Below are 16,408 nucleotides of genomic sequence, written 5' to 3'. Positions count from 1 at the left end.
GTTGCAGTGTGAACAACTAGAAGTTATTTTAAACATGCATCTATTTTTTTTATTTCAATATCTTGATAATAATAGTGTAAAATTTCGGCAGCTGTTTTTCCTTCATTTGCCATTGCCTCAGCTCCATATTGACTCATGCCCACTCCATGCCCATAACCTTGAGTTTTCACTTGAACTTTTCTTTTATTGGCATTAAAGATGATTGTGAAATCAGTTGATGGTATACCAAGGAGCGTTCTTACCTCTCTCCCTGTCCAGACGTTATTCCCTAGCTGTAAACGTTCTACTCGTCCAGAATCATTATAAAATAACTGGATACGATTAAAATCACTAGGTTGCCATTGTATAGGCCAGAGCTTATTCCATTGAGCTAAAGTCCATTCTTGCTCAGCCTCAAACTTAGGAGATGTTTGATCAGATATACTTGCAACACTTTGCAAATATGGAATATCATTTCCACCATATCCATAAGCACTTTCTGTTTTACCATTGCTTGTTGAATGAAACATGGCTGTAATCAATTCATTATTATAAAGAATAACTTGTCCTTGTGTTTCATTGATAGCTTCGACAATTTTCTTTTCATTTCCCAGGAAATTGCTAGCCCAATTCGCCTTTCTTTGTTCTTCATCATAGAAGACTTGTTTTGCCACAGTTGGGGCGATCGCAATTTTTCCGTAATTTGTCGTTTTCAACGCATATGTGCGTGCTGCAATAGCTTGTGCCTTCAGTGCCTCTTTTTTAAAAGAAACGGGCATTTCTGCAGCGACTACCCCTGTAATATACGTTTCCAAAGGGATTTTTTCTTCTTGCCCCTCCACTTCTATAAATATTTCACAAGCATTCTTATCACTAGTTTGAGGTATGATAGCCTCTTGTCTTTCACTAAACCCTACTATAGGAAGCATATATAATGCCCCAATTAAGCAAATGACACCTATACTAATCATCCATTTTTTCATAAGGAATAATATGCTAGATTTCTTGTAGTTATGAGAAAACAAAAACCCTCTGCATAAAAAGCAAAGGGTTTTAAAATCTATTTAGTTTGTAGGCAATTCAACTGTTACATCTTCAATTGTCACTACTTCTTCTGTAATACGTTCAATATTAGCACCAAGAGATGCTAATTTTCCATGGAAATCAACATAACCACGATCTAAATGATGAAGTTTTGTGACACGTGTCATTCCTTCTGATACAAGACCTGCTAAAATTAATGCAGCCGCAGCTCGTAAATCCGTTGCCATTACCTCAGCTCCCTGAAGATCCACAGGCCCCTCGATAAACACAGAACGTCCCTCTATTTTAGCACCAGCATTCATGCGACGGAATTCCTCAACATGCATAAAACGATTTTCGAATACCGTTTCTGTAATAATACTCGTACCTTCAGCAGTAAGCATTAACGCCATCATTTGTGATTGCATATCTGTTGGGAAACCAGGATGTGGCATTGTTTTGATATCAACTGCTTTTAGTGTTTTAGGAACTCGTACACGGATTCCTTCATCCAACTCAGTAATTTCTACGCCCATCTCACGCATTTTAGCTATTAAAGCAGTCATATGCTCAGGAACTGCGTTTTCAATCACCACATCTCCTCTCGTAATAGCTGCTGCCACCATAAATGTACCAGCTTCAATACGGTCAGGAATAATATGATGCTCTACTCCATATAATGTATCGACTCCTTCGATACGAATTGTATTTGTCCCCGCACCGATTACACGGCCACCCATACTATTAATAAAGTTTGCAAGATCCACGATTTCAGGCTCTTTCGCTGCATTTTCAATTACAGTTGTCCCTTCAGCTAAAGATGCAGCTGTCATGATATTTTCAGTTGCCCCAACACTTGGGAAATCCAAATACACATTAGCCCCTTTTAAGCGACCCTCTGTCTTCGCCTCAACATAGCCATGGCCAAATGAAATTTTTGCACCCATTGCTTCAAAGCCTTTTAAGTGTAATTCAATTGGACGTGATCCAATTGCACAGCCTCCAGGAAGTGCTACACGAGCATAACCATTACGAGCAAGTAGAGATCCCATTACTAAAATAGATGCACGCATTTTACTAACAAATTCAAATTGAGCTTCACTTGAAAGTTCTTTTGTTGCATCTATATATACGGCATTATCTTCAGGTATATATGTAACTGCTGCGTTTAAACTTTTAAGTACTTCATTTATTGTAAAGACGTCTGCTAAATTAGGGACTTCTTTAATTACATTTTCTCCTTTTGAAGCAAGTAAAGCTGCTGCAAGGATTGGTAACACTGCATTTTTTGCGCCCTCTACACGTACTTTTCCCTGTAGTTTTTGGCCGCCAGTCACTATTATTTTATCCACCCTATGTCCCTCCGAATTCAATCTATTAACCTACCAAATTTTTATTTTAATAAAGAAGTATAATGTCATAATCAGTAAACAAACAACTCTATAGTACAACTTTTCTAACGCTCGTTCAAGCGTCCAAATCACTATTTTAAGCCATTATTAGATTTTTTGCTATTTATTTATTGTACGCTGCTAAATTTTTTTTGTGAATGACCAATAACCCGTTCGCTTCTAATACATACCCAAAGATATATGAATAAAAAACAACTTTTCACTTTTTTCTATAAAAAATGAAGTGGCAGGCCCTATTATCGTACATTTATCAATGGGTATCTTGGTAGCTAATAGCGTAAAATTCATAAGAATTTATGTATTAGCGTCTTTTTACATAGTTCAAAGGGCCACACAAATGGTATTATAAAGTCCTTTGAAGTATGTAGACCTATAAATTTATGAAAGAAAGCAACGAATTCTTTAAAATAAATAAGGAAGTTTACCTGACCAGCTAGATATTTGAAGAAAGAAATTAGATACTGCTGAGCCTATCGCAATACTAAGTAAAATATAAATGAGCTGAATTTGAAAAACTCGATTCTTTTTAAATAGTTTTTCGATCATAAAAGCTTGTAATGCGTAAAAAGTAATAGCAATAAAAAATAGGTGAGACAAAATACCCAATAAAGCTTCTTGTCCGATCGCTTCATATATTTCCATGTAGCATCCTCCATTTCTCCTTCAATATGTTTATTCACCTTAAAAAACGGGCAGATGCGATATCTGCCCGTTAAAAATGAATTAGATATTACCCTCATGAACGTTGATACGATTCAACGCACGTTTTAATGCTAGGTCAGCACGTTTGAAATCAATGTTGTCTTGTTTACTTTGAAGACGTCCTTCAGCACGTTTAACGGCTTCTTTAGCACGTTGAACATCGATGCTTTCAGCAATTTCAGCAGACGGCGCTAAAATTGAGATTTTTTCTGGACGAACTTCAATGAAACCACCGCTTACTGCAACAATATCAGTCGAACCGTTTTCTTTTTTAAGCTTCACTGCACCAATTGCAAGTGGAGCAACCATTGGAATATGGCCTGCAAGAACACCGATTTCTCCTGAAGTTGTTTTAGCGATTACCATTGATACTTCAGAATCGTATACTGGGCCGTCGGGAGTGACAATATTGACTAGAACTGTCTTCATATTTTTTCCTCCTCGTCCCTAGTATTAAACCTCTACGCCCATGCTTTTCGCTTTTTCAACTACTTCATCAATTGAACCAACTAGACGGAAAGCATCTTCTGGTAGGTGATCCCATTTGCCATCAAGGATTTCCTTGAATGAACGAACAGTTTCTTTTACAGGTACATAAGAACCTTTTTGACCAGTGAATTGTTCCGCTACGTGGAAGTTTTGTGATAAGAAGAATTGAATACGACGAGCACGTTCTACTGTTTGTTTATCTTCATCAGATAACTCATCCATACCTAAGATTGCAATGATATCTTGTAATTCACGGTAACGTTGGATTGTACGTTGTACACCAGTAGCAATTGCGTAGTGCTCAGCGCCTACGATTTCAGGTGATAATGCACGAGAAGTCGAAGCTAATGGGTCAACCGCAGGGTAGATACCCATTTCAGATAATTTACGCTCAAGGTTAGTTGTTGCATCTAAGTGGGCGAAAGTTGTAGCTGGAGCCGGGTCAGTATAGTCATCGGCTGGTACATAAATCGCTTGAATAGAAGTTACAGATCCTTTGTTCGTAGATGTGATACGCTCTTGTAGTTTACCCATTTCAGTTGCAAGTGTTGGTTGGTAACCTACCGCAGAAGGCATACGACCTAATAGGGCAGAAACCTCAGAACCTGCTTGTGTGAAACGGAAGATATTGTCGATGAATAAAAGTACGTCTTGACCTTGCTCATCACGGAAGTATTCCGCCATTGTAAGACCAGTTAAAGCAACACGCATACGTGCGCCAGGTGGCTCGTTCATTTGACCGAATACCATCGCTGTTTGCTTGATAACGCCTGAATCGCTCATTTCGAAGAATAAGTCGTTCCCTTCACGAGTACGCTCACCTACACCAGCGAATACAGAGATACCAGAGTGCTCTTGTGCGATATTGTTGATTAATTCTTGGATTAATACAGTTTTACCTACACCGGCACCACCGAATAGACCGATTTTACCACCTTTGATATATGGTGCAAGTAAGTCTACTACTTTGATACCTGTTTCAAGAATTTCAACTGTAGTTGAAAGATTCTCGAAAGTTGGTGCTTCACGGTGAATTGAATCACGACGTGCGTCTGCTGGAATCTCTTCACCTAAGTCAATTACTTCTCCAAGTACGTTGAATACACGACCTAGTGTAACTTCACCCACTGGTACTGAGATAGCTTTTCCTAAGTCTGTTACTTCTGCTCCACGTTGTAAGCCATCAGTAGATGACATCGCAATTGTACGAACAGAATCATCACCTAAATGAAGCGCAACTTCTAATGCAAGAATTGTTGGTTCTTCATTAGGACGTTCAATCTTAACTGTTAAAGCGTTATAGATTGCTGGTAATTGGCCATTGTCGAATTTAACGTCAACAACTGGACCCATTACTTGAATAACATGTCCTTTATTCATTACTGTGTACCCTCCTATCGTATTCTTATACGACATTGGGAAGCTGCTTGCCTATTCTAAGGCTGCAGCTCCACCAACGATTTCTGTAATTTCTTGTGTAATCGCCGCTTGACGTGCACGGTTATATTGCAAAGAAAGGTCTGAGATAAGATCAGTTGCATTATCTGTTGCATTTTTCATAGCCGTCATACGAGAAGCATGTTCACTTGCTTTTCCATCTAATAATGCGCCATAAACTAAGCTTTCCGCATATTGTGGAAGTAACACTTCTAGAATTGCTTCACCAGATGGCTCGAATTCATAAGAAGCAGTACCGCTTGCAGGGGCAATATCTGTTAATGGAAGAAGTTTTTTCTCTGTCACTTCGCTAGCAATAGCGCTGACAAAGTGATTATAGTACATATAAAGTTCGTCATACGTACCATCAATGAACATACCAACAGCATTACGAGCGATTTCTTTAATATCAGCAAATGTTGGTTGGTCAGGTAGACCGACAACATTACTGATGACATTATGATCACGTTTCACAAAGTAGTCACGAACAACACGACCTACTGCTAAAATAACGTATTCGTCTTTTGATTTATGACGCTCGTTAATCGTACGTTGTACTTGACGTAGGATACTTGAATTGTAAGCACCTGCAAGACCACGGTCAGAACCAATGACTAAGTAAGCCGTTTTCTTAACAGGACGAGCAGTTAACATTGGATGTCCGCTGTCTTTTGTCCCTGAAGCGATCGCGCCTACTACGTCCTGAATTTTTTCCATGTAAGGAACGTAAGCTTTAGCATTTTGCTCTGCACGACGTAACTTAGAAGAAGAAACCATCTGCATTGCTTTTGTAATTTGCTTCGTACTCTTTGTTGAAGTAATACGACCTTTAATTTCGCGTAAGTTTACCACTGGTATTTCACCACCTTCTGTTTTTTAATCAAGTGACTAGCTAAGACTTATTCTGATTTAGCGAAAGTTTTTTTGAATGCATTGATTGCTGCTTCATAATCCGCATCAGGAGCAAGCTCTTTAGTAGTACGAACATGATCTAAAACGTTTGTGTGGTTTGAATCTAACCAGCTTAAGAATTCTGATTCGAAGCGAACGATATCTTGTACTGGAATATCATCTAAATGACCTTTAGTTAATGCGTAAAGGATTGCAACTTGTTTTTCAACTTTTAGTGGTTTGTTAAGGTCTTGTTTAAGAACTTCAACCGTACGTTTACCACGCTCAAGTTTAGCAAGTGTTACTTTATCTAAATCTGAACCAAATTGAGCAAATGATTCAAGCTCACGGAATGCAGCTAAGTCAAGACGAAGTGTACCCGCAACCTTTTTCATCGCTTTAATTTGAGCAGATCCACCTACACGTGATACAGAAAGACCGGCGTTAATCGCTGGACGTACACCTGAGTTGAATAAGTCAGATTGTAAGAAGATTTGTCCATCAGTGATTGAGATTACGTTAGTTGGGATGTATGCAGAGATATCCCCAGCTTGAGTCTCAACGAATGGAAGAGCTGTAATTGAACCATTTTGATATGTTTCATTTAACTTCGCAGCACGTTCAAGTAAGCGGCTGTGTAAGTAGAAAACGTCACCAGGATATGCTTCACGACCTGGAGGACGGCGAAGAAGAAGTGAAAGTTCACGGTAAGCTGATGCTTGTTTAGAAAGATCATCATACACGATTAATACGTGTTTACCTTGTAACATGAATTCTTCAGCCATAGATACACCAGCAAATGGTGCTAAGAATAATAATGGAGCTGGTTGAGAAGCAGAAGCTGTCACAACGATTGTGTAATCTAAAGCGCCATGTTTACGAAGAGTTTCTACAACACCACGTACAGTAGATTCTTTTTGACCGATTGCTACGTAGATACAAATCATATTTTGGTCATTTTGGTTAAGAATTGTATCGATAGCTACAGATGTTTTACCAGTTTGACGGTCACCGATGATTAACTCACGTTGACCACGACCGATTGGTACTAATGCGTCAATCGCTTTAATACCAGTTTGTAGTGGTTCGTGTACTGATTTACGAGCCATTACACCGAAAGCTGGACTTTCGATAGGACGAGATTTTGTAGTGTTGATAGGACCTTGTCCATCCACTGGTTGTCCAAGTGGGTTTACAACACGACCAATTAGTTCTTCACCAACTGGTACTTCCATGATACGACCTGTACGACGAACTTCATCGCCTTCTTTGATGTCAGTGTATGGACCTAAGATTACGATACCAACGTTACCTTCTTCTAGGTTTTGAGCCATACCCATAACACCATTAGAGAACTCTAGTAGTTCTCCAGCCATGGCGTTGTCGAGGCCATGAGCAAGAGCAATACCGTCACCAATACGGATAACTGTACCAACTTCGCTTACTTTAAGTTCAGATTCATAATTCTCAATCTGTTGTTTAATCAGACTGCTGATTTCTTCAGCCTTGATGCCCATGTATGTCACCTCTCACATTTCTAAATTATTAACCGATTAATTCACGTTTTAGACGCTCAAGTTTATTAGCTACTGAGCTATCATAAATATGGTTACCGATTTGAACACGAATACCACCAAGTAAAGATGGATCAACTTCGTTTGTAATATTTAATGATTGTTTTCCAACAAGTTTCGCGAACGCTGCTGAAATATTAGCGCTTTCTTCTGCAGAAAGTGCACGTGTTGAAAATACTGTTGCATCTGCAGTGCCTTGTGCTTGCGCAGCAAGTTCAGCATATGCCTTAGCAATTTGTGTCATCTCGTTGACACGTTTTTTCTCAACTAGAAGTTGAACAGTGTGTAAAACTTCTGGTGTTGCACCATTAAAGATATCAGCTACCATTTGTTTTTTTCGTTCAACGGAGAACTTAGGTGCATTTAAAAGCGTTAAAAAATCAGGCGATTCTTTTACTACTTTTGTTAGTTCACTTAAGTCTGCTCCTACTTCAGTAAGAATATTTTTTTGTTGCGCCAATTCAAAAAGCGCTTGAGCGTAACGTTTTGCTACAGTTGAATTACTCATCGAGCTTCCCCTGCCTTCGCAATCGTCTCTTCAATTAGAGCACGGTTGTCTGCCTCAGAAATCTCTTTGCTAAGGACTTTAGATGCTGCAAGTACAGATAATGAAACGACTTCATCACGTACAGCTGCAATAGCTTTTTCTTTTTCAGACTCAATTTCACGTAAAGCCGATTCTTTTAAGCGATTTGCTTCATTACGAGCTACAGTAAGAATTTCTTCTTTTTGTAATTCGCCTTGCTTCTTAGCGCCTTCAACAATCGATTGTGCTTCTGTACGAGCTTCCTTAAGAAGGCTCTTTTGTTCTTCTAAAAATTGGTGCGATTCTTTGCGCGCTTTTTCAGCTGCTTCGATTTCACTCGCTACTAATTCTTCACGTTGTTGCATAATGCCCATAAGTGGACCCCAAGCGAATTTCTTAAGTAGTAACATTAATACGATGAAAATAACTAATGTTGCGATGATATCTCCACTATTTAACGAAGCACCGCCTGCACCTAGTACAAGATTATCTAAAAACACGATTGTTTCACTCCCTTCAAGAGCTTTAACTTCAACATAATTTAATGACTAAAAAACTACCTATTTTAAAAAGCTATATTTACACATAGCTTTTATCAGTTCCAAAATGAAGGGCGAAGTTTCATCTGGAGAATCCTGCTTCGCCACTAGTAAAATTCAGTGTTCAACTGAATTATTTGTTCATTACGATGAATGCTACTACTACTGCGATGATCGGTAGGGCCTCAACTAATGCAACCCCGATGAACATTGTAGTTTGAAGAACGCCACGAGCTTCTGGTTGACGAGCGATACCTTCTACTGTTTTTGATACAATAAGACCGTTACCAATACCTGCACCAAGTGCACCTAAACCGATTGCGATTGCTGCTGCTAATAAACCTAATGAACCTGTCATTTGAAAATTTCCTCCTTGGAATTGTTTGTTTTTGTTGTTCAAGCATAGGGTATATGCTTTATATTAATGGTCATCGCTCACTTTATGAGCCATGTAAACCATTGTTAACATTGTGAAGATAAAGGCTTGGATAAAGCCGATGAAAATTGAGAAACCTTGCCATGCCATCATAGGAACGATTGCCCCGATGAATCCCACAGCACCTGATGATGCTAAACCTGCAAGTAAGCCAAGTAAAATCTCACCCGCGTAAATGTTACCGTAAAGACGTAAACCTAATGTTAATGTGTTTGCAAATTCTTCTACTATTTTAAGTGGGAACATGAATGACATTGGTTTGAAGAATGTACCAACATAATGACCTGTACCCTTCATTTTTACACCATAGAAATGCGTTAAGACTAATATCATTGCTGCTAATGTCATCGTTACTGTAGGGTCAGCTGTTGGTGATTTCCACCATAGCTCATGCCCATAGACAATTGAGAAAGGAAGACCTAGTAAGTTAGATACTGCGATAAACATAATTAGTGTGATACCTAGAACGTGGAATCGACCACCAGTTTTCCAATCCATGTTGCTTTTAATGATATTCTTAACGAAATCCATAATCCATTCCATAAAGTTTTGCATACCAGTAGGTTTTAACTTTAGGCTTCTAGTTGAAATAAAGGCAATTAAAAATACGATAATTGCTGCAACTAGTAACATCATAACTGTCGATAAGTTAAATGTTAAAAAACCGACTTCTAGTAACGGAGCTTCATGATTCATTGTTATTTTTCACCTCTCTTTCTAATTTAAAGCACATTAGCGGTTCCTTACATGTGACACAATTCTCTCGACAAAGAGAAAAACGTACGGAATCATTAGCCCTATAACCGTGCTAATTAAGTGAAAATAGTTTGGCAACGAAATGGCTATTGCGACTGCCGCAACACCTGATCCAAAGCGAAGCGCTGTACCAAGTGAGCCTATTTTCTTCCCTTCACTAATGGATCTGTCAAACTTCTCCATACGCCGAACTAAAATCCAAAAATTATACGTACCAAAGAATGCACCGACTGCGATGCCCGCAAAAACAGTTTGATAGGGGGTAAATCCCCAGCCTAATGCGCAGAGTGCAAGCAAAAAAAATAACGCCCTCTTCTGCACAGCAAAAATGTGATGCAAATCTAGCATTGGTTGTAATCTCCTGAATCATTTTTTCGAGTAATGAAAACGTTTGCTGACCACTATGTGAAATCAGAAAAGAGCAGTGAAAAGCACTACTCACAGCGGAATAGTAATGGGAGAGTCATTTCAATTACAGGTGTAAATGCCCAAAAAAATAACTTACACCCCTTACCGACTCGGTAAAAACCGAAACGCACAAAACGTTGCAAATCGACAGTCTTATTTTGAACTGTCAATTTAGTAGAAAGTTGATATAACAAGTGTTTCAACGTCCTATTTATGAACAGAAACCCTTATCATTCTTACCCTTTGTAAGCATACAATAGGTGATATTTGAAGTCAATTGGTAAAGGAGAAAAACTTCACAGCCTCTATACTCTTGTCAAATTGTTGACAAATTTGTGTATGAAATTTCATAGTTTCAAAATTTCTCAACCTTCTCACGCATAAAAAAAGCTAATTTACGACAAGATTATGCTCGTAAATTAGCTTACCCATTTCAACAGGTACATTAGACTTATTTTTAATATAAAATATAGTATTTTAATTAGTTTTTTGCAAAAATCCTAGCAATGCTTCAACAATACGCTTAGATGCATGTCCATCTCCATATGGATTCGATGCTTTAGCCATTGCTTCATAGGCATTATTATCTGTTAGTAATTCCTTTGCTAAGGCGTAAATTGTTTCCTCTTCTGTTCCTGCTAGCTTTAATGTTCCTGCTGCAATCCCCTCTGGACGTTCTGTCGTATCTCTAAGAACAAGCACTGGCTTTCCTAATGAAGGTGCCTCTTCTTGTACACCGCCTGAATCCGTTAAGATCATATATGAATTAGCCGCAAAGTTATGGAAATCAAATACTTCAAGAGGCTCAATTAAATGCACTCGTTTATTATTCCCTAAAATTTCATTAGCAATTTCTCTTACAGCCGGATTCATATGAACTGGATAAACAACTTGAACATCCTCATGTTCTGCGAGTATTCTAGTAATCGCTTTAAACATATGGCGCATTGGTTCACCAAGATTTTCACGACGATGTGCCGTTAATAAAATCATGCGATCCTCGCCAATTTTATCTAATACAGGATGCGTGTAGTGTTCACTGACTGTTGTTGCTAATGCGTCTATTGCTGTATTACCTGTAACAAAAATCGTCGCTGGATTTTTGTTCTCATCTAAAAGATTCTTTTTAGATACTTCAGTTGGCGCAAAATGTAAATCTGCCATCACGCCTGTTAGTTGGCGATTCATTTCCTCTGGATATGGTGAATATTTGTTCCATGTTCGAAGTCCCGCTTCTACATGTCCTATAGCAATTTGGTTATAGAACGCAGCGAGGCTTGCAATGAAAGTCGTTGCTGTATCACCATGTACCAAAACGATATCTGGTTGTGCTTCCTTCATTACTTTATCTAAACCCTGTAATGCGTTTGTCGTTACATCAATTAATGTTTGGCGATCCTTCATTATATTTAAGTCATAGTTTGGTGTAATACTAAACGTTTCTAATACTTGATCGAGCATTTGGCGATGCTGTGCTGTTACAGTTACAATAGATTCTATTTGCTTAGGATACTTTTGTAACTCCAAAACAAGAGGAGCCATTTTAATTGCTTCTGGTCTTGTACCAAAAATCGTCATTACTTTCCATTTCTTTGTCAAAACGATCTGCACCGTCCTTTTTGTTATTGTATGGTAAGATCAATCTCCTGTTGATGAGGGATTACTTACCTACACATACTATGAAACGCCCTTCAATTTGAAGGACGCTTTCACAAATTATTAGTTTCCTAAATGAGGAAATTTCATGTATGGATTTTTATTTTGTACCGAATAGACGGTCTCCTGCATCACCTAAGCCTGGTACAATATAACCATGGTCGTTTAATTTTTCATCAAGTGCAGCAATGTAAATATCTACATCCGAATGTTCTTCTTGAATAGCTTTCACACCCTCTGGTGCAGCGATTAAGCACATGAATTTAATGTTTTTAGCTCCACGTTTTTTCAGTGAATGAATTGCCTCCACTGCAGAACCACCAGTTGCAAGCATTGGATCTACAATGATGAAATCACGTTCTTCAACATCTGCAGGAAGTTTTGCGTAATATTCAACTGGTTTTAATGTTTCTGGATCACGGTAAAGACCAATATGACCAACTTTTGCAGCAGGGATAAGCTTTAATACGCCATCTACCATACCGATACCTGCACGTAAAATCGGTACGATTGCAAGTTTTTTACCAGAAAGTACTTTTGTTTTTGCAATTGTTACAGGTGTTTCAATTTCAATTTCCTCTACTGGCATATCACGTGTAATTTCAAATGCCATTAGTGTTGCCACTTCGTCTACTAGCTCACGAAATTCTTTTGTTCCTGTATTCTTGTCGCGAATATAAGTTAATTTGTGTTGGATTAGTGGATGATCAAATACATAGACTTTGCTCAAAGGGATTCTCTCCTCACCGTTCGGATTCATTTTTATCTCAACTAGTATAACAGAAAAAAGGAGTCGCCTCAAAAATAAATTTAGGACAACTCCATTTATCATCTATTCTTTTGTCAAAACTAAGTTATTGATCAAGGATTATATCTAATTGTTCAATTGGCATTGGCTTGAAATAGAAGTATCCTTGTCCTACTGTGCATCCTAGCGCACGTAGAATCTCAACCTGTTCCTCTGTCTCTATACCCTCTGCCACTGAAATCATCCCTAAATTTAATGCTAACTGAATGATAGAGCGAACAATAGCAAGTGTTGCTGGATCTTCAATAGCATTGATGAAGCTACGATCAATCTTTAGTTCAGCAAACGGTAGTTGTTGTAAATAGCTTAATGAAGAAAAGCCTGTTCCAAAATCATCTACGGATGTTTTAAAGCCATAGCTCTTCAGCTCCTGAATGATCTTATAGGCTGATTGGAAATCTACTAAACCAATATTTTCTGTCACCTCTAAGATAATATAGCTAGGGTCAATATTGTACTTCCGCACAAGTTTCAGTGTATCCTGAACAAAGTGCGTGTAGTAAAAATGGTCAGGTGAAATATTGACAGCTATTTTCACTAATTTCCTTCCCAGGCGTTGTCGTTCTGAAAGCCATGAGAGTACCGTCTCTAAAATAAGCACATCAATTTCTCGAACCTTACCAGCACTCTCAGCTACTGGAATAAAGACTGCCGGCGAAACAAAACCCAATTTTGGAGAAATCCATCTTGCAAGTGCTTCAATACTTTGAATTTCCCCATTGCGTAAATCTACTTTAGGCTGTAAGTGGACTGTTATTTCTTTATTTTTGATGGCTTCTGACAAATGATTTAAAACCGTCATCTTCTGTACAAGCACATCATTTTTCTCTGTTGTAAATATTTCAGTATGTGTGCCTGGCCTATCGATTGCAAAGGATAACGCATTATCTGCAAAACGAATCGCATCATTAATATTTATGTCATCATTATAGGAAGCAATGCCTGTTTTTAATGTAATATAGATTTGCTTTCCTCCTATAATAAAAGGCTGGCGAATCGTTTCTTTTATTCTCATCTCATAATCATTCAAATCTTCATGAAGTGACATTGTAGTCATAATCAAACTAGAGCTAGTGAATCTAGCAACATACTCATTACTTTCTGACTTGTCTTGCTCAAGACGTTTGGCAAGTTGTCTTAAAAGTTCATCACCAATTTCACGGCCATATAATTCAACTACTTGATGAAATTCACTAGGTTTTAATATTTTAATAAAGCCGCTTTGCCCCTGCTGGACTTCCCTTTCAATCGTATTAACAAAGCTGTGACGATTAGGCAGACCTGTTGTAATGTCTGTATAGGCTAAATCCCAAATTTTTTTCTGCGTCCTTGCATATGAATAAGCCAATGCAACAAGAGCACCCATTTTTCGAAACATATTTTTAAGCATCTGGTCACTTTGTGTTTTTTGGCTAAATATCGAGAAAACACCTATTACTTGCCGCTGTTGATTACGTATAGGGATAAACCATCCATGCGGCTTTTTAGCTAGCGAAGCATATTGCTTATGTTCTTTAGGAATATTCACTTCATCTAAATTTTCTATGAAAGTAGACGTTTCTGATTGCATGACCTTATTAAAGAAATCATTGTTTGTACAACATTTTGGTACGCTCTCTGTTTGATTATCTCCTATGAAAACTTGTAATTGGTTTACTTCTGTTTTTATAAGCACCATACTTGCAATATTTGGCATGAAAAATTCATCGAGGCCTTGACAAATAAGCTTCATCTTTTGCTCAAAAGTAAACTCCTTCTCAATTGCCCTGTACATATCATTTTCTAAACGCATTAAGAAGTCTTCCGTATGATAATATGTAACATCCTTCACAAATACTAAAACAAATTGGGTTACATTTGCCTCATTGCAAAAAGGTAATGCTTGTATTTCTGCCCAAAAGGGAGGTTTATCGATGCCATTATGATATAGCTTCGCCTGCACCATTATGCCGTTATGTATTTTTTCTTTTATCATTTCAATGGTTGTCATTTTTTCGTCCATTGATAGCCATGAAAAATAATCAGTATTTAGTATTTGTGAACGTGCAGCATTAGTAAGCATACAAAAAGAATCATTACACTCTACTATGTAATGATGCTTCGTCGCATCAAAAATAACGTAGCTTTCTTTCGAATTATTACCTAATTTGCGAATGCTGTTTAATAATACATCATAATCTGTGTTTAACGATTTAGTGACCATCCAACCCCTCCTTTTCTATCACTTCATCTCATTTCCATTGTACATAAAATTTAATTAAATTTTCACTTTTATTAAAAAAAACTTCTTTTCTAGGACACTATCTGTCCTCTGCCTACTATAATATATCCCTTTATACCGTTTTTATGTAAATTTATTCAAAAATAAGGGGATTATTCTACTTTATTAGAAAAAAGATGTTTTTTACAGTTTAATCCTCTATTTCCAAAACAAAAAGCTGTATTTAAAGTAAATTTTGTACTTTAAATACAGCTATTATTCTATTGATTATACATATAGTGGATGCTTATCAGTTAATGCCTTCACACGATCTTTTGCATCTGCTTTAACTGCCTCATCTTCAGGGCTTTTAAGAACAGCTGCTATAATTGCTCCTACTTCTTTCATATCTTCCTCTTTAAAGCCACGAGAAGTGACCGCTGGAGTACCAATACGAATTCCAGAAGTGACAAATGGAGATTCAGTATCGTAAGGGATTGTATTTTTATTTGTTGTAATCCCTACTTCATCTAGTGCGTGCTCTGCTACTTTACCTGTTAAACCAAGAGATTTAACATTTAGCAGTAATAAATGGTTATCTGTACCACCAGAAACAATTTCAACACCCTCAGCAATTAATACTTCTGCTAATGCCTTTGCATTGGCTTTAATTTGTTTTGCATAGTCTTTAAATTCTGGTTGTAAAGCTTCTCCAAATGCTACAGCTTTTGCAGCGATAACATGCATTAATGGGCCACCTTGAATGCCTGGGAATACAGATTTATTTAGTTTTTGCTCCCATTCTTTTGAAGCAAGAATTAATCCACCACGTGGTCCACGTAATGTTTTATGTGTAGTTGATGTAACAAAATCAGCATATGGCACTGGTGATTGATGTTCGCCAGCAGCTACAAGGCCAGCAATGTGTGCCATATCCACCATGAAATAGGCTCCGACTTCGTCTGCAATTTCACGGAATTTAGAGAAGTCAATTTCACGTGGATAAGCAGATGCACCAGCAACAATCAGTTTCGGTTTATGCTCTAAAGCCTTTTGTCGTACATCTTCATAATCAATCACTTGTGTATCTTGTGTTACACCATACTCTACAAAATTATATAGAATACCAGAGAAGTTTACTGGAGAACCATGTGTTAAGTGACCACCATGTGAAAGGTTCATACCCAGAACTGTGTCACCTGGTTCTAGAATCGTATGATAAACAGCCATGTTTGCTTGTGCACCTGAGTGTGGTTGCACATTTGCATATTCTGCTCCGAAGAGTTCTTTTACACGATCACGTGCAATGTCTTCTACTACGTCTACATGCTCACAGCCACCATAATAGCGTTTACCAGGATAACCTTCAGCGTATTTATTTGTCAGTACTGATCCTTGCGCTTCCATCACTGCTTCGGATACAAAGTTTTCTGATGCAATCAATTCAATATTTGCTTGCTGACGTGTTTTTTCTGCAAGAATTCCATCTAGTACTGCTTTGTCTTGTACTGCTAATTTTTCATATGCCATGTTTGAAAAAGCCTCCTAAAGTATCGTTATTCATCTCTACCA

16 protein-coding genes are annotated in these 16,408 nt (G+C 37.9%); all 16 read right to left on the bottom strand.

The window, feature by feature from the left end:
- Positions 1–23 precede the first annotated feature (23 nt).
- The 16 genes from spoIID to glyA all read right to left on the bottom strand — a co-directional run bounded on the left by spoIID (position 24) and on the right by glyA (position 16,366).
- On the bottom strand, positions 24–962 hold the full coding sequence (gene spoIID / locus VK91_RS21135; RefSeq protein ID WP_048395630.1) for a stage II sporulation protein D: 939 nt from the start codon (positions 960–962) through the stop codon (positions 24–26).
- A gap of 81 nt (positions 963–1,043) precedes the next feature.
- Positions 1,044–2,354 carry a UDP-N-acetylglucosamine 1-carboxyvinyltransferase gene (murA, locus tag VK91_RS21130; protein WP_048395622.1) on the bottom strand — a complete coding sequence of 437 codons (1,311 nt, stop codon included), beginning with the start codon at positions 2,352–2,354 and terminating at the stop codon, positions 1,044–1,046.
- A gap of 462 nt (positions 2,355–2,816) precedes the next feature.
- Positions 2,817–3,056, bottom strand: a complete 240-nt coding sequence (locus tag VK91_RS21125; protein ID WP_004269481.1) for a DUF1146 family protein — start codon at positions 3,054–3,056, stop codon at positions 2,817–2,819.
- A gap of 81 nt (positions 3,057–3,137) precedes the next feature.
- Entirely contained in the window at positions 3,138–3,545 is a 408-nt protein-coding gene (locus VK91_RS21120; protein WP_004269480.1) for a F0F1 ATP synthase subunit epsilon, read from the bottom strand.
- A gap of 24 nt (positions 3,546–3,569) precedes the next feature.
- Positions 3,570–4,985: a F0F1 ATP synthase subunit beta gene (atpD, locus tag VK91_RS21115; protein WP_004269479.1), complete on the bottom strand. Its 1,416-nt coding sequence runs from the start codon at positions 4,983–4,985 to the stop codon at positions 3,570–3,572.
- Positions 4,986–5,036: 51 nt separating this feature from the next.
- Positions 5,037–5,894 (bottom strand): ATP synthase F1 subunit gamma, encoded by an 858-nt coding sequence (gene atpG, locus VK91_RS21110; RefSeq protein WP_004269478.1) that lies wholly within the window; start codon positions 5,892–5,894, stop codon positions 5,037–5,039.
- 47 nt (positions 5,895–5,941) lie between these two features.
- Complete coding sequence (atpA, locus tag VK91_RS21105; RefSeq protein WP_004269477.1) at positions 5,942–7,450, bottom strand: F0F1 ATP synthase subunit alpha; 1,509 nt, start codon at positions 7,448–7,450, stop codon at positions 5,942–5,944.
- Between the two features lie 28 nt (positions 7,451–7,478).
- A complete protein-coding gene (locus tag VK91_RS21100) occupies positions 7,479–8,015 on the bottom strand; it encodes a F0F1 ATP synthase subunit delta (protein WP_036076089.1) in 537 nt (178 codons plus the stop codon).
- Positions 8,012–8,533, bottom strand: coding sequence for a F0F1 ATP synthase subunit B (gene atpF, locus VK91_RS21095; protein ID WP_016992759.1), 522 nt, complete (start codon positions 8,531–8,533; stop codon positions 8,012–8,014). The genes VK91_RS21100 and atpF overlap by 4 nt, the downstream gene beginning before the upstream one ends.
- 172 nt (positions 8,534–8,705) lie before the next feature.
- Complete coding sequence (gene atpE, locus VK91_RS21090) at positions 8,706–8,930, bottom strand: F0F1 ATP synthase subunit C (RefSeq protein WP_004269474.1); 225 nt, start codon at positions 8,928–8,930, stop codon at positions 8,706–8,708.
- Between the two features lie 63 nt (positions 8,931–8,993).
- Positions 8,994–9,704, bottom strand: coding sequence for a F0F1 ATP synthase subunit A (atpB, locus tag VK91_RS21085; RefSeq protein ID WP_004269473.1), 711 nt, complete (start codon positions 9,702–9,704; stop codon positions 8,994–8,996).
- Between the two features lie 36 nt (positions 9,705–9,740).
- Complete coding sequence (locus tag VK91_RS21080; protein ID WP_004269472.1) at positions 9,741–10,112, bottom strand: ATP synthase subunit I; 372 nt, start codon at positions 10,110–10,112, stop codon at positions 9,741–9,743.
- 537 nt (positions 10,113–10,649) lie between these two features.
- The gene (wecB, locus tag VK91_RS21075; RefSeq protein WP_004269471.1) at positions 10,650–11,771 is read right to left on the bottom strand and encodes a non-hydrolyzing UDP-N-acetylglucosamine 2-epimerase; all 1,122 of its coding nucleotides are present in this window, start codon (positions 11,769–11,771) and stop codon (positions 10,650–10,652) included.
- A 157-nt stretch (positions 11,772–11,928) separates the two neighbouring features.
- Positions 11,929–12,558 (bottom strand): uracil phosphoribosyltransferase, encoded by a 630-nt coding sequence (gene upp / locus VK91_RS21070; protein WP_004269470.1) that lies wholly within the window; start codon positions 12,556–12,558, stop codon positions 11,929–11,931.
- A 124-nt stretch (positions 12,559–12,682) separates the two neighbouring features.
- The gene (locus VK91_RS21065) at positions 12,683–14,839 is read right to left on the bottom strand and encodes an EAL domain-containing protein (protein ID WP_048395621.1); all 2,157 of its coding nucleotides are present in this window, start codon (positions 14,837–14,839) and stop codon (positions 12,683–12,685) included.
- A 285-nt stretch (positions 14,840–15,124) separates the two neighbouring features.
- Positions 15,125–16,366, bottom strand: a complete 1,242-nt coding sequence (gene glyA / locus VK91_RS21060; protein WP_048395620.1) for a serine hydroxymethyltransferase — start codon at positions 16,364–16,366, stop codon at positions 15,125–15,127.
- Positions 16,367–16,408: the final 42 nt, after the last annotated feature.

Origin of the sequence: Lysinibacillus sp. LK3, assembly GCF_001043675.1 — a bacterium.
GTDB lineage: Bacteria > Bacillota > Bacilli > Bacillales_A > Planococcaceae > Lysinibacillus > Lysinibacillus capsici.
The sequence above is the reverse complement of the archived record's forward strand: the minus strand, read 5'-3'. Positions and strand labels throughout refer to the sequence as shown.

Bases quoted from the DNA above. Each gene is read 5' to 3' on its own strand.
- spoIID (WP_048395630.1), bottom strand. From the start codon at position 962: ATGAAAAAATGGATGATTAGTATAGGTGTCATTTGCTTAATTGGGGCA.
- VK91_RS21125 (WP_004269481.1), bottom strand. From the start codon at position 3,056: ATGGAAATATATGAAGCGATCGGACAAGAAGCTTTATTGGGTATTTTG.
- VK91_RS21120 (WP_004269480.1), bottom strand. From the start codon at position 3,545: ATGAAGACAGTTCTAGTCAATATTGTCACTCCCGACGGCCCAGTATAC.
- atpD (WP_004269479.1), bottom strand. From the start codon at position 4,985: ATGAATAAAGGACATGTTATTCAAGTAATGGGTCCAGTTGTTGACGTT.
- atpA (WP_004269477.1), bottom strand. From the start codon at position 7,450: ATGGGCATCAAGGCTGAAGAAATCAGCAGTCTGATTAAACAACAGATT.
- VK91_RS21100 (WP_036076089.1), bottom strand. From the start codon at position 8,015: ATGAGTAATTCAACTGTAGCAAAACGTTACGCTCAAGCGCTTTTTGAA.
- atpE (WP_004269474.1), bottom strand. From the start codon at position 8,930: ATGACAGGTTCATTAGGTTTATTAGCAGCAGCAATCGCAATCGGTTTA.
- atpB (WP_004269473.1), bottom strand. From the start codon at position 9,704: ATGAATCATGAAGCTCCGTTACTAGAAGTCGGTTTTTTAACATTTAAC.
- VK91_RS21080 (WP_004269472.1), bottom strand. From the start codon at position 10,112: ATGCTAGATTTGCATCACATTTTTGCTGTGCAGAAGAGGGCGTTATTT.
- VK91_RS21065 (WP_048395621.1), bottom strand. From the start codon at position 14,839: ATGGTCACTAAATCGTTAAACACAGATTATGATGTATTATTAAACAGC.
- glyA (WP_048395620.1), bottom strand. From the start codon at position 16,366: ATGGCATATGAAAAATTAGCAGTACAAGACAAAGCAGTACTAGATGGA.